The sequence below is a fragment of the Catellatospora sp. KI3 genome (assembly GCF_029948125.1).
In the GTDB taxonomy this organism is placed as follows: Bacteria; Actinomycetota; Actinomycetes; order Mycobacteriales; family Micromonosporaceae; genus Catellatospora.
Map to the genome: position 1 here is coordinate 171,719 of NZ_JASAMB010000002.1, position 12,338 is coordinate 184,056.

General features: G+C 67.2%; 22 protein-coding genes. All 22 read left to right on the top strand.

Annotation, left to right across the window (positions count from 1 at the left end; genetic code table 11):
• Positions 1–3: 3 nt before the first annotated feature.
• The 22 genes from rplP to QEZ54_RS04750 all read left to right on the top strand — a co-directional run bounded on the left by rplP (position 4) and on the right by QEZ54_RS04750 (position 12,316).
• Positions 4–429 (top strand): 50S ribosomal protein L16, encoded by a 426-nt coding sequence (gene rplP / locus QEZ54_RS04645; RefSeq protein WP_212827724.1) that lies wholly within the window; start codon positions 4–6, stop codon positions 427–429.
• Positions 426–656, top strand: coding sequence for a 50S ribosomal protein L29 (gene rpmC, locus QEZ54_RS04650; protein ID WP_281303544.1), 231 nt, complete (start codon positions 426–428; stop codon positions 654–656). Before rplP ends, rpmC begins: the two co-directional genes overlap by 4 nt.
• Before the next feature lie 5 nt (positions 657–661).
• On the top strand, positions 662–940 hold the full coding sequence (rpsQ, locus tag QEZ54_RS04655; protein ID WP_281303206.1) for a 30S ribosomal protein S17: 279 nt from the start codon (positions 662–664) through the stop codon (positions 938–940).
• A gap of 155 nt (positions 941–1,095) precedes the next feature.
• Positions 1,096–1,464 carry a 50S ribosomal protein L14 gene (gene rplN, locus QEZ54_RS04660; protein WP_203741712.1) on the top strand — a complete coding sequence of 123 codons (369 nt, stop codon included), beginning with the start codon at positions 1,096–1,098 and terminating at the stop codon, positions 1,462–1,464.
• Positions 1,461–1,778 carry a 50S ribosomal protein L24 gene (gene rplX, locus QEZ54_RS04665; protein WP_281303207.1) on the top strand — a complete coding sequence of 106 codons (318 nt, stop codon included), beginning with the start codon at positions 1,461–1,463 and terminating at the stop codon, positions 1,776–1,778. Before rplN ends, rplX begins: the two co-directional genes overlap by 4 nt.
• The gene (rplE, locus tag QEZ54_RS04670) at positions 1,778–2,347 is read left to right on the top strand and encodes a 50S ribosomal protein L5 (RefSeq protein WP_217395181.1); all 570 of its coding nucleotides are present in this window, start codon (positions 1,778–1,780) and stop codon (positions 2,345–2,347) included. The genes rplX and rplE overlap by 1 nt, the downstream gene beginning before the upstream one ends.
• Positions 2,348–2,349: 2 nt before the next feature.
• Complete coding sequence (locus tag QEZ54_RS04675) at positions 2,350–2,535, top strand: type Z 30S ribosomal protein S14 (RefSeq protein WP_155374087.1); 186 nt, start codon at positions 2,350–2,352, stop codon at positions 2,533–2,535.
• 70 nt (positions 2,536–2,605) lie between these two features.
• Complete coding sequence (gene rpsH, locus QEZ54_RS04680; RefSeq protein WP_217395180.1) at positions 2,606–3,013, top strand: 30S ribosomal protein S8; 408 nt, start codon at positions 2,606–2,608, stop codon at positions 3,011–3,013.
• 12 nt (positions 3,014–3,025) lie between these two features.
• Positions 3,026–3,577, top strand: a complete 552-nt coding sequence (gene rplF, locus QEZ54_RS04685) for a 50S ribosomal protein L6 (RefSeq protein ID WP_281303208.1) — start codon at positions 3,026–3,028, stop codon at positions 3,575–3,577.
• Between the two features lie 8 nt (positions 3,578–3,585).
• Positions 3,586–3,963, top strand: coding sequence for a 50S ribosomal protein L18 (rplR, locus tag QEZ54_RS04690; RefSeq protein ID WP_348650516.1), 378 nt, complete (start codon positions 3,586–3,588; stop codon positions 3,961–3,963).
• Positions 3,964–3,980: 17 nt separating this feature from the next.
• Positions 3,981–4,613: a 30S ribosomal protein S5 gene (rpsE, locus tag QEZ54_RS04695; protein WP_281303210.1), complete on the top strand. Its 633-nt coding sequence runs from the start codon at positions 3,981–3,983 to the stop codon at positions 4,611–4,613.
• 2 nt (positions 4,614–4,615) lie between these two features.
• Positions 4,616–4,798, top strand: a complete 183-nt coding sequence (gene rpmD, locus QEZ54_RS04700; RefSeq protein ID WP_212827711.1) for a 50S ribosomal protein L30 — start codon at positions 4,616–4,618, stop codon at positions 4,796–4,798.
• Positions 4,798–5,241, top strand: coding sequence for a 50S ribosomal protein L15 (gene rplO, locus QEZ54_RS04705; protein WP_281303211.1), 444 nt, complete (start codon positions 4,798–4,800; stop codon positions 5,239–5,241). Before rpmD ends, rplO begins: the two co-directional genes overlap by 1 nt.
• A 316-nt stretch (positions 5,242–5,557) precedes the next feature.
• Positions 5,558–6,886, top strand: coding sequence for a preprotein translocase subunit SecY (gene secY, locus QEZ54_RS04710; RefSeq protein ID WP_281303212.1), 1,329 nt, complete (start codon positions 5,558–5,560; stop codon positions 6,884–6,886).
• A 70-nt stretch (positions 6,887–6,956) separates the two neighbouring features.
• Complete coding sequence (locus QEZ54_RS04715) at positions 6,957–7,610, top strand: adenylate kinase (protein ID WP_281303213.1); 654 nt, start codon at positions 6,957–6,959, stop codon at positions 7,608–7,610.
• 249 nt (positions 7,611–7,859) lie between these two features.
• A complete protein-coding gene (map, locus tag QEZ54_RS04720) occupies positions 7,860–8,711 on the top strand; it encodes a type I methionyl aminopeptidase (protein WP_281303214.1) in 852 nt (283 codons plus the stop codon).
• A gap of 409 nt (positions 8,712–9,120) precedes the next feature.
• A complete protein-coding gene (gene infA, locus QEZ54_RS04725) occupies positions 9,121–9,342 on the top strand; it encodes a translation initiation factor IF-1 (protein ID WP_007073013.1) in 222 nt (73 codons plus the stop codon).
• Between the two features lie 81 nt (positions 9,343–9,423).
• Positions 9,424–9,537 (top strand): 50S ribosomal protein L36, encoded by a 114-nt coding sequence (gene rpmJ, locus QEZ54_RS04730; RefSeq protein WP_020520458.1) that lies wholly within the window; start codon positions 9,424–9,426, stop codon positions 9,535–9,537.
• 185 nt (positions 9,538–9,722) lie between these two features.
• On the top strand, positions 9,723–10,103 hold the full coding sequence (rpsM, locus tag QEZ54_RS04735) for a 30S ribosomal protein S13 (protein WP_217395173.1): 381 nt from the start codon (positions 9,723–9,725) through the stop codon (positions 10,101–10,103).
• 46 nt (positions 10,104–10,149) lie between these two features.
• On the top strand, positions 10,150–10,557 hold the full coding sequence (gene rpsK, locus QEZ54_RS04740; protein ID WP_212827702.1) for a 30S ribosomal protein S11: 408 nt from the start codon (positions 10,150–10,152) through the stop codon (positions 10,555–10,557).
• Positions 10,558–10,572: 15 nt separating this feature from the next.
• Positions 10,573–11,199, top strand: coding sequence for a 30S ribosomal protein S4 (gene rpsD / locus QEZ54_RS04745; protein ID WP_217395172.1), 627 nt, complete (start codon positions 10,573–10,575; stop codon positions 11,197–11,199).
• Between the two features lie 94 nt (positions 11,200–11,293).
• Positions 11,294–12,316, top strand: coding sequence for a DNA-directed RNA polymerase subunit alpha (locus QEZ54_RS04750; protein WP_281303215.1), 1,023 nt, complete (start codon positions 11,294–11,296; stop codon positions 12,314–12,316).
• Positions 12,317–12,338: the final 22 nt, after the last annotated feature.

Below are 12,338 nucleotides of genomic sequence, written 5' to 3' on the forward strand. Positions count from 1 at the left end.
CCAATGCTGATGCCGCGTAAGCCTCCGAATGGCTTCCGCAAGCCGCATCACCCCGACCGTTCCGGTCGGAGCAAGGGCGGCAACCGGGTGGTGTTCGGCGAGTTCGGCATTCAGGCGCTCGAGCCGGCGTACGTCACCAACCGGCAGATCGAGTCGGCACGTATCGCCATGACCCGCCACATCAAGCGTGGTGGCAAGGTCTGGATCACGGTCTTCCCGGACCAGGCCCTGACCAAGAAGCCCGCTGAGACCCGCATGGGTTCCGGTAAGGGCTCGCCCGAGTGGTGGGTGGCGAACGTCAAGCCGGGGCGCATTCTCTTCGAGATGGCGTTCCCGAACGAGGAGACTGCTCGTGAGGCCATGCGCCGCGCGATCCACAAGCTCCCGATGAAGTGCCGAATCGTGAAGCGCGAAGTGGGTGAGTCCTGATGGCGGGCACCAAGGCTGGTGAGCTGCGAGAGTTCTCCGGCGAGGAGTTGGTCACCAAGCTGCGCGAGGCCAAGGCGGAGCTGTTCAACCTCCGCGTGCAGGGCGCGACCGGCCAGCTCGACAACAACCGTCGGCTGGACGTGGTGCGTCGGGAGATCGCCCGGATCTACACGATCATGCGCGAGCGTGAGCTGGGGCTCTCGGCCGCGCCTACTGAGGTGGCGTAACGAACATGAGCGAGACCAACGAGAGCGCTGTCGAGCGCAACCGGCGTAAGGTTCGTGAGGGCCTGGTCGTCAGCGACAAGATGGACAAGACCGTCGTCGTGGCGGTCGAGGACCGGGTCAAGCACTCGCTGTACGGCAAGGTTCTCCGCCGTACCGCGAAGCTGAAGGCGCACGACGAGCAGAACGCGTGCGGCATCGGCGACCGGGTGCTGCTCATGGAGACCCGCCCGCTGTCCGCCACCAAGCGGTGGCGCGTGGTGGAGATCCTCGAGAAGGCCAAGTGACCCTGCCTCCGGCAGGTTCGCCGGCCGCCTAGCGGCCGAAGATCAGATAGCTGGACGGGGCGTCCCGCGGGGCGCCCCCGAAGGTTCGAGTTCCGCCAGGCTCCGCCCGTTCGACCCCGAACGGGCGGAGAACCGGCAGACATACAGGAGTTGACGTGATCCAGCAGGAGTCGCGACTGCGAGTCGCCGACAACACGGGTGCCCGGGAGATTCTCTGCATCCGCGTTCTCGGTGGTTCGGGTCGGCGCTACGCGAGCATCGGCGACGTCATCGTGGCCACCGTCAAGGACGCCATCCCCGGTGCCGGTGTGAAGAAGGGCGACGTCGTCAAGGCGGTCGTCGTCCGCACCGTCAAGGAGCGGCGTCGTCCGGACGGCTCGTACATCCGGTTCGACGAGAACGCCGCCGTCATCATCAAGGACGGTGGCGACCCGCGCGGAACCCGCATCTTCGGCCCGGTGGGCCGCGAGCTGCGTGACAAGCGCTTCATGAAGATCATCAGCCTTGCCCCGGAGGTGTTGTGACCATGAAGGTCAAGAAGGGCGACAAGGTCAAGGTCATCGCCGGCAAGGACAAGGGCAAGGAGGGTACGGTCCTCGCGGCCTACCCCCGGACCGAGAAGATCCTGGTCGAAGGCGTTAACCGGATCACCAAGCACGAGAAGATCCGCACCACCCAGCGTGGTGCCAAGACCGGCGGCATCGTGACCCAGGAGGCGGCTATCCACGTCTCCAACGTCATGCTGCTCGAGGACGGCAAGCCCGTCCGCGTCGGTTACAAGGTTGACGAGAGCGGCGTGAAGGTCCGGATCTCGCGTCGTACGGGCAAGGAGCTGTGATGTCGACGGCGACCGAGACCAAGAGCATGCCGCGTCTGAAGGAGCGGTACCGCGCCGAGATCGCCGGCCAGCTGCGCGAGCAGTTCGGCTTCGCGAACCCGATGCAGGTGCCGGGCCTCGTGAAGATCGTGGTCAACATGGGCGTCGGCGAGGCGGCCCGTGACTCGAAGAAGATCGACGGTGCCGTCAAGGACATCACCGCGATCACCGGCCAGAAGCCGCAGATCCGCCGGGCGACCAAGTCCATCGCGCAGTTCAAGCTGCGTGAGGGTATGCCGATCGGTGTCAAGGTGACGCTGCGCGGTGACCGGATGTGGGAGTTCCTCGACCGGCTGCTGTCGATCGCGCTGCCCCGTATCCGCGACTTCCGCGGTCTCGACGGGCGCAAGCTCGACGGGCACGGCAACTACACCTTCGGTCTGACCGAGCAGTCGGTTTTCCACGAGATCGACCAGGACCGGATCGACGCGGTCCGCGGCATGGACATCACGCTGGTGACCACTGCCAAGACCGACGATGAGGGCCGGGCGCTGCTCAAGCTCCTGGGCTTCCCGTTCAAGGAGAACTGAGCATGGCCAAGAAGGCGCTGATCATCAAGGCTGCGGCCAAGCCGAAGTTCGCGGTGCGCGCATACACCCGGTGCCAGAAGTGCGGCCGGCCGAAGGCCGTCTACCGCAAGTTCGGGCTCTGCCGTGTCTGTGTTCGGGAGATGGCCCACCGCGGTGAGCTTCCCGGCGTGTCCAAGGCTTCCTGGTAAATCCAAGGCTTCCCCTTCGCCGTAGGCCCGGCACTGACCTGGGAACCGCGGCGAGAAAGGCTGATAAACAATGACGATGACCGACCCGATTGCAGACATGCTCACGCGTCTGCGCAACGCCAACCAGGCGTACCACGACAAGGTGACGATGCCCTACTCGAAGATCAAGGCGAGCATCGCCGAGGTCCTCAAGGCCGAGGGTTACATCGCCAACTGGATCGTGGAGGAGCCCACTGAGGGCGCCGTCGGCAAGAGCCTGACCGTCGACCTGAAGTTCGGCCCGAACCGGGAGCGGAGTCTGGCCGGCATCCGGCGAGTCTCCAAGCCCGGCCTGCGGGTTTACGCCAAGTCTCCGGAGCTGCCCCGAGTGCTGGGTGGCCTGGGTGTGGCGATCATTTCGACGTCTCAGGGGCTGCTCACCGACCGGCAGGCCCGTAAGCGCGGGGTGGGTGGGGAAGTCCTCGCCTACGTCTGGTGAGGAAGGTCTGCAATGTCGCGAATCGGACGTAAGCCGATCCCGGTGCCTTCCGGCGTCGAGATCACCATCACCGGCCAGACCGTCAAGGTCAAGGGCCCTAAGGGCACGCTCGAGCACACGCTGAGCGAGCCGATCGTCGCGGAGCGCGGTGAGAGCGGCGAGCTGCTCGTCACCCGCCCGAACGACGAGCGCCGCGCCAAGGAGCTGCACGGCCTCTCCCGTACCCTCGTCGCCAACATGATCGTCGGCGTCACCGAGGGCTACAAGAAGAGCCTGGAGATCAACGGCACGGGTTACCGCGTCACGGCCAAGGGCGCCGACCTCGAGTTCGCGCTCGGGTTCTCGCACCCCGTGATCGTCAACCCGCCGGAGGGCATCACCTTCGCGGTGGAGCGGCCGACGCTGTTCCACATCTCCGGCATCGACAAGCAGCTTGTCGGTGAGGTCGCGGCCAACATCCGGAAGATCCGTCCGCCGGAGCCGTACAAGGGCAAGGGCGTCAAGTACCAGGGCGAGGTCATCCGTCGTAAGGCCGGTAAGGCTGGAAAGGCAGGTAAGAAGTGAGCGCCACGCTGCTCAAGCGCCGTAACGGTGTCGGTGCCAAGCGCGCCGTCGGAAAGGCGCGTCGCCACTTCCGCATCCGCCGGAACCTCAACGGCACGGCCGAGCGTCCCCGCCTGGTCGTCACCCGTAGCCTGCGCCACATCTGGGTCCAGATCGTGGACGACACCAAGGGTCACACCGTGGCGTCGGCTTCGAGCATGGACGCGTCCATCCGTGGCGGCGAGGGCGACAAGAGCGCCATCGCCGGCAAGGTTGGTGCGCTCATCGCCGACCGGGCCAAGGCCGCCGGCATCACCAAGGTCGTCTTCGACCGCGGTGGCAACCGCTACGGGGGCCGCATCGCGGCTCTGGCGGACGCCGCTCGCGGTGCCGGACTCGAGTTCTAGGAAAGGTGGCTGGGATAATGCCAGGACCACAGCGCCGGGGCACGGGTTCCGGTAACACTGAGGGCGGCGGCGAGGGTCGCGGTCGCGGCGAGCGTCGCGGTCGCGGCGAGGGCCGCGGCAACGCCCCGGTCGAGAAGACCCCGCACCTCGAGCGGGTCGTCACGATCAACCGCGTGGCCAAGGTCGTCAAGGGCGGTCGGCGCTTCAGCTTCACCGCGCTGGTCATCGTCGGTGACGGCGAGGGCAACGTCGGCGTCGGCTACGGCAAGGCCAAGGAGGTGCCCGCGGCTATCGCCAAGGGTGTCGAGGAGGCCAAGAAGCACTTCTTCCGGGTTCCCCGGATCGGCAGCACCATCCCGCACCCGGTGCAGGGTGAGGCGGCTGCCGGTGTGGTGCTGCTGAAGCCGGCCAGCGCCGGTACCGGCGTCATCGCCGGTGGTCCGGTGCGCGCCGTGCTCGAGTGCGTGGGCATCCACGACGTGCTGTCGAAGAGCCTCGGCTCCTCGAACCCGATCAACATCGTGCACGCGACCGTGGCCGCGCTCAAGATGCTGGAGTCCCCGGAGGCCATCGCGGCTCGCCGCGGGCTGCCGGTCGAGGACGTCGCGCCGGCCGCGCTGCTGGCCGCGCGTGCGGGAGCGGGTGCGTAACGATGGCACGTTTGAAGGTCACCCAGCTGCGGTCTGAGATCGGGTGCAAGCGCAACCAGCGCGAGTCGCTGCGTTCGCTCGGGCTCAAGCGGATCAACGACGTGGTGGTGAAAGAGGACCGTCCCGAGATTCGGGGCATGATCTTCGCCGTCAACCACCTCGTGAAGGTCGAGGAGGTCGAGTAATGACGATCAAGATTCACCACCTCCGCCCGGCGCCCGGGTCCAAGACCGCCAAGACCCGCGTGGGTCGCGGTGAGGGCTCCAAGGGCAAGACCGCCGGTCGTGGTACCAAGGGTACGAAGGCCCGCTACCAGGTGAAGCCGTCGTTCGAGGGTGGGCAGATGCCCATTCACATGCGACTGCCGAAGCTGAAGGGCTTCCGCAACAAGTTCAAGGTCGTGTTCCAGGTCGTCAACCTGGACCGGCTCGCCGAGCTGTTCCCCAACGGCGGCCAGGTCGGCCCGCTGGAGATGGCCGAGGCCGGTGCGGTCCGCAAGGGTCAGCCGATCAAGGTCCTGGGCACCGGTGAGCTGGGCGGCGTGAAGCTCGAGGTGAAGGCGCACGCGTTCAGCGCCTCCGCCAAGGAGAAGATCGCTGCCGCCGGCGGCTCCGCGACGGAGCTGTAGGACGACAGGGTTGGACGTGGCGCCCGACTGCTTCGGCGGTCGGGCGCCACGCTCGCCTATGGGCCTCTTCCGGTGGGCATTCCGCCTGCGGGGGCCTACGCTGGCACGGGCAGGTCGTAGCCTGGCACAGATATGTGCGGCGCAGACCTGACCATTGAGGGTTGGGACTGTTAGAGTCCGATCCCAGCTACGCGTAGAATGCGCGTGGCACGGTTGCGGCCGCCCGTAGACGAACGGCCAATACCACAACTTGAAAGACCCGTTCCGCCCCTTAATCAGCCCACCGGCCCCCGGTGCCGCGCGCAGGAGGATGAAGTTGCTCTCCGCTTTCGTCAGTGCGTTCAAGACGCCTGACCTGCGCAAGAAGATCCTATTCACACTCGGGATCATCGCGATCTACCGACTTGGTGCCACGCTGCCCAGCCCCGGTGTCTCCTACGGGAACGTGCAGAAGTGCATCACGGCGATGGAAGCCGGTGCCGACAACGGGGTCTTCACGCTGCTCAACCTCTTCTCCGGCGGCGCACTGCTGTCCCTGTCGGTCTTCGCGCTCGGCATCATGCCGTACATCACCGCGTCGATCATCCTGCAGCTGCTCACCGTGGTCATCCCGCGGCTCGAGGCGCTGCGCAAGGAGGGCCAGTCCGGCCAGGCGAAGATCACGCAGTACACCCGCTACCTGACCCTGGGTCTGGCGGTGCTGCAGTCCTCGGCCTTCGTGGCGCTGGCCAAGTCCGGCCAGCTGTTCCAGGGCGCCTGCGACCAGTGGCCGATCGTGCCGCAGACCTCGCTGCCCGAGTGGGCCACCCTGACGGCTCTGGTGGTCACCATGACCGCCGGCACCGGTGTGGTCATGTGGCTGGGCGAGCTCATCACCGACCGCGGCGTCGGCAACGGCATGTCCGTCCTGATCTTCACCTCGATCGCCGCCCGCCTCCCCAGCGAGGGCTGGACCCTCGTCAAGTCGAAGGGCTGGCCCGCCTTCCTCGGCGTGCTGGGCCTGGTGGTCGTGGTAATCGCGCTCGTGGTGTACATCGAGCAGGCGCAGCGCCGCATCCCGGTGCAGTACGCCAAGCGCATGGTCGGCCGGCGCATGTACGGCGGCACCTCGACGTACATCCCGCTGAAGGTCAACCAGGCGGGTGTCATCCCGGTCATCTTCGCGTCGTCGCTGCTCTACCTGCCGACGCTGGTGCTGCAGTTCATGGACAAGAACAACCCGAGCGCCTTCTACACCTGGGTCGACCGCTACCTGGCGAGCCCGGCGTCGTGGAGCTACATCGCGCTGTACTTCGTCCTGATCATCTTCTTCACCTACTTCTACGTCTCGATCACGTTCAACCCGACCGAGATCGCGGACAACATGAAGAAGTACGGCGGCTTCGTGCCGGGTATCCGCCCGGGCAAGCCCACCGCCGACTACCTCGACTTCATCCTCAGCCGGATCACCCTCCCCGGCGCGCTGTACCTCGGCATCATCGCCGTCCTGCCGAACCTGTTCTTCCGCTGGCTGGACGCGACCAGCTACCAGAACTTCCCCTTCGGCGGCACCGCGGTGCTGATCATGGTCGGTGTGGGTCTGGAGACGGTCAAGCAGATCGAAAGCCAGCTGATGCAGCGAAGCTACGAGGGATTCCTTCGATGATCATCCGGGCGCATCGGGTCGGTGGCGCGTTCGCGCGCCACCGGCTCGCCCTTGTGTGTGAGGTGCGGTAATGAGGCTTGTGCTGGTGGGTCCGCCGGGAGCGGGCAAGGGAACGCAGGCGGAGTTCATCGCCTCGCACCTGTCCGTGCCGAAGATCTCGACGGGCGACATCTTCCGGGCCAACGTCTCGCAGGGCACGCCGCTGGGCCTGGAGGCCAAGCGGTACATGGACGCGGGCGGCCTGGTCCCGGACGAGGTCACCATCAACATGGTGCGCAGTCGGCTGGCCGAGGCGGACGCCGCCGACGGCTTCCTGCTCGACGGCTTCCCCCGCACCGTGCCGCAGGCCGTGGCCCTGGACAAGATCCTCGCTGACACCGGCGCGATGCTCGACCTGGTGCTGGAACTGATCGTCGACAACGACGAGGTGGTCCGGCGCCTGTCCGGCCGGCGCACCTGCCACGGCTGCAAGAAGATCTGGCACGTGGAGTTCGACCCGTCGTCGCACGAGGGCGTCTGCGACCGCTGCGGCGGCGAGCTGTACCAGCGCGACGACGACAAGGCGGAGACCATCGCCGAGCGGCTCAAGGTCTACTCGCGCGACACCGCCCCGCTGGTCGACCACTACGGCGCCCAGAACAAGCTCGTCGGGATCGACGCCACCGGGCCGGTGGAGGACGTCACCGAGCGGGCCATCAACGAGCTGCGCTCATTCAGCGCGTAGCATTGGCGGGGGTGATCCCCGCCGACGGCGGGCTCACCGCCCGCCGGAACACAGCTTGATTCAACGCCCGCGGGCCCGGTGCCCGCGGGCGTTGTCGCGTGCAGGCGGCTCATCCGGCCTCCGGTCGCTCGACCGCCCAGGCGAAACGGGCACGGCAGGGCGACAGGCACGGCAAGGCGTACCAGACGGCGAGGCAGGGTCACCGGCCCGGCGAGCGCACGGCAACCAGGAAGGCGAAGGCCGCAGCACATGGACATCGAGATCAAGACTCCCGAGCAGCTGCGCCTGATGCGAGCCGCCGGGCTCGTGGTGGCGGCGGCGCTGGCGGCGACCCGTGAGGCGGTCAAGCCCGGGATCAGCACAGCCGACCTGGACGCCGTCGCGGAGGAAGTGATCCGGTCGCACGGCGCGGTGCCGTCGTTCAAGGGCTACCACGGCTTCCCGGCCACCATCTGCTCCTCGGTGAACGAGCAGGTCGTGCACACCATCCCGAGTCCGCGGCACGTGCTGGCCGAGGGCGACCTGATCTCGATCGACTGCGGCGCGATCCTGAACGGCTGGCACGGCGACGCCGCCATCACCGTCGGCGTGGGCGAGACCCGGCCCGAGCTGCTGCGGATGGCGGCGGTGGCCGAGGACTCGATGTGGGCGGGCATCGCCGCGGCGGCGCGCGGGGTGCGCGCCGGGACGGGGCGGCTGACCGACGTGTCGTACGCGATCGAGTCGTCGATCCGCAACGGCGGGGGGCCGTACGCGCGCGCCACCGGGACCCACCGCAAGTACGGCATCGTCAAGGGCTACGGCGGGCACGGCATCGGCACCCAGATGCACCAGGAGCCGCACATCCACAACCACGGCCGCCCCGGCCGCGGGCCGAAGCTGATCCCCGGCATGGCGCTGGCCATCGAGCCGATGATCACGATGGGCTCGGCCCGCACCGCTGAGCTGTCGGACGGCTGGACCGTGGTCACCACCGACGGCTCGGCCGCCGCCCACGTCGAGCACTCGATCGGCCTGTTCGAGGACGGCGTGTGGGTGCTGACGGCCGAGGACGGCGGTCGCGACCGCCTGGGCGACCTCCTCACCGCCCACGCCGCCTGAGGCCCCGGCCCCGCCCCGCCCGCCCACCCACGCCCCGCCCCGCGCTCGCCCTCGCCCCGCGCTCACCCCCGCGCGCCAGCCCGGCGCGACGGCGCCGAGCGGTGCAGTTTCGGGGAAAGTGCACGACTGAGTGCCAAGATTCCCGCACTTTCCCCGAAACTGCACCAACCCACGGCCCCGGGGCGCCGCGGGAGGATGAGATCCGACACACCCGACCGCGGGTCGGGACACCGCGGTTTGTTATCGATGCCCACCTGGGCGTAGACTGACCAATCGGCGCACCGCGTCCACTCCTTCGTGCTTCCCGCGCTTCGGGAGCCGTTGGAACCGCGGCTGGCGCGGCCGGGATCCCCGGTCGTGATGGACCAGGTGGGCCGACCCATTCACCCTATGTCAGGTAGCGGAGGACATGCCGAAGAAGGACGGGGCCATCGAGATCGAGGGCCGAGTTATCGAGCCGCTCCCGAACGCAATGTTCCGGGTTGAGCTCGCAAACGGTCACAAGGTCTTGGCCCACATCAGCGGCAAGATGCGTCAGCACTACATTCGCATCCTGCCCGAGGACCGAGTCGTCGTCGAACTCTCGCCGTACGACCTCACCCGCGGGCGGATCGTCTACCGCTACAAGTAACCACTGGCTCACGGGGTGAGTCCGTGTCCGTCTTTCCCTGCCCCGGGACGCCCGGGGTGGGAATAGCAGCAAAGGCGAGCCGTGAAGGTCAAGCCGAGTGTCAAGAAGATCTGCAACAAGTGCCGCGTCATCCGTCGGCACGGCCGGGTCATGATCATTTGTGACGACCCGCGCCACAAGCAGCGCCAGGGCTGATCCCAGTCCCTGCCTGCTGAGGCAGTTGCAGCACCACCAGCAATAGCTCGTTCCAGCCGCGGGAACGCTCCGACTCGTCGGACAGCTGCGCGGAACAACCCCCGGTCGGAGGCCGGGGCCCCTCCTGGGCAGGAGGGGGTTGGATCGGGCGCAGACCTCCGCGATTTACGAGGAGCAGCCCAGAGATGGCACGTCTCGTCGGCGTCGATCTCCCCCGCGAGAAGCGGGTAGAGATCGCGCTCACCTACATTTTCGGCATCGGCCGCACCCGCTCGGTGGAGCTGTGCTCCGCCACGGGCATCGACCCGAACAAGCGGGCGAAGGACCTCACTGACGAAGAGGTCGTCCAGCTTCGTGACTACATCGAAGCGAACTTCAAGGTTGAAGGCGACCTGCGCCGCGAGGTCGCCGCTGACATCCGCCGCAAGGTGGAGATCGGTTGCTACGAGGGCATCCGGCACCGCAAGGGCCTGCCTGTCCGTGGGCAGCGCACCCGCACGAACGCTCGTACCCGCAAGGGCCCGAAGCGCACCGTGGCCGGCAAGAAGAAGCCCGGCAAGAAGTAATCCAGGGCGCCTGTAGCAACCGAATCTAGAAGGAGCGCATAAAGATATGCCACCGAAGGCACGCACCGGGGCTGCTGTAAAGAAGGTCCGGCGCAAGGAACGCAAGAACGTCTCCCACGGGCAGGCGCACATCAAGAGCACGTTCAACAACACCATCGTGTCCATCACGGACCCGACCGGTGCTGTGATCTCGTGGGCCTCCGCCGGCCAGGTCGGCTTCAAGGGCTCGCGCAAGTCGACCCCGTTCGCCGCGCAGCTGGCCGCCGAGGCCGCCGCTCGCCGCGCGATGGAGCACGGCATGCGCAAGGTCGACGTGTTCGTCAAGGGTCCGGGCTCCGGTCGTGAGACCGCCATCCGTTCGCTGACCGCTGCCGGTCTCGAGGTCGGGCAGATCTCCGACGTCACGCCGCAGCCGCACAACGGTTGCCGTCCGCCGAAGCGCCGCCGGGTCTAAGGGAGATATAGAAACATGGCTCGTTACACCGGCGCAGACTGCCGCCGTTGCCGTCGCGAGAAGGTCAAGCTGTTCCTCAAGGGCAGCAAGTGCGATGGGCCGAAGTGCCCGTTCGAGTCGCGCCCCTTCCCGCCCGGCCAGCACGGCCGCGGTCGCACCAAGGAGTCCGAGTACCTGCTGCAGCTTCGTGAGAAGCAGAAGGCCCGCCGCATCTACGGCGTGCTGGAGAAGCAGTTCCGCGGCTACTACGAAGAGGCCAACCGCAAGTCCGGCAAGACCGGTGAGGTTCTGCTCCAGATCCTCGAGTCGCGCCTGGACAACGTCGTCTACCGGGCCGGCCTGGCCAAGTCCCGTGACCACGCCCGTCAGGTCGTGAAGCACGGTCACTTCCTGGTCAACGGCAAGAAGGTCGACATCCCGTCGTACCGGGTGACCGAGCACGACATCGTCGAGGTGCGGGACAAGTCCCGCCAGCTCACCCCGTTCGTCGTGGCGCAGGCTGAGGCCGGCTCGCGCGGCGTGCCGGCGTGGCTGGAGGTCATCCCCAGCCAGTTCAAGGTCCTGGTCCACTCGCTTCCGGCCCGTCAGGTGATCGACACCCAGGTCCAGGAGCAGCTGATCGTCGAGCTCTACTCCAAGTAAGTAGTGCTCATGGCCGGTGCGGCAGCAGCCGCACCGGCCGACCCGTCACGTGTGGCGTCAAATTGCGGGCGCCCAACGTATAGGAGATCACCAGATGCTCATCTCTCAGCGACCGACTCTCACCGAAGAGGCGATCAACGAGACCCGCTCCCGGTTCACCATCGAGCCGCTCGAGCCCGGGTTCGGCTACACCCTCGGCAACTCGCTGCGTCGTACGCTGCTCAGCTCGATCCCGGGCGCGGCAGTGACCAGCATCAAGATCGACGGTGTGCTGCACGAGTTCACCACGATCCCCGGTGTCAAGGAGGACGTGGTCGAGCTGGTCATGAACGTCAAGGACCTGTGCGTCTCGTCGGAGCACGACGAGCCGGTCAGCATGTACCTGCGCAAGCAGGGCCCTGGCGACGTGACCGCCGGTGACATCCAGCCCCCGGCTGGCGTCAGCGTGCACAACCCGGACCTCAAGCTCGCCACCCTGAACGGCAAGGGTCGGCTCGACATGGAGCTGACCGTCGAGCGGGGTCGTGGCTACGTCACGGCGGCGCAGAACAAGAACGCCGGTGCCGAGATCGGCCGGATCCCGGTCGACTCGATCTACTCGCCGGTGCTCAAGGTGACCTACCGGGTCGAGGCGACCCGTGTCGAGCAGCGCACCGACTTCGACCGTCTGATCATCGACGTCGAGTCGAAGGCCTCCATCCCGCCGCGGACCGCGCTGGCTTCGGCCGGCTCGACCCTCGTCGAGCTCTTCGGCCTGTGCCGCGAGCTGGACGAGTCCGCCGAGGGCATCGACATCGGCCCGTCGCCGCAGGACGCGCAGCTCGCTGCCGACCTGGCACTGCCGATCGAGGAGCTGGACCTGACCGTCCGGTCGTACAACTGCCTCAAGCGCGAGGGCATCAACAGCGTTGGTGAGCTCATCGGGCGTACCGAGGCGGACCTGCTCGACATCCGCAACTTCGGGCAGAAGTCGATCGACGAGGTCAAGATGAAGCTGGCCGGGATGGGTCTGGGGCTGAAGGACTCGGCTCCGAACTTCGACCCGGCGCACGTCGTGGACACCTACGGCGAGGCTGACTACGACACTGACGACTACCGCGAGACCGAGCAGCTGTAAGCCTGCCTCGGCAGCTCGGTAA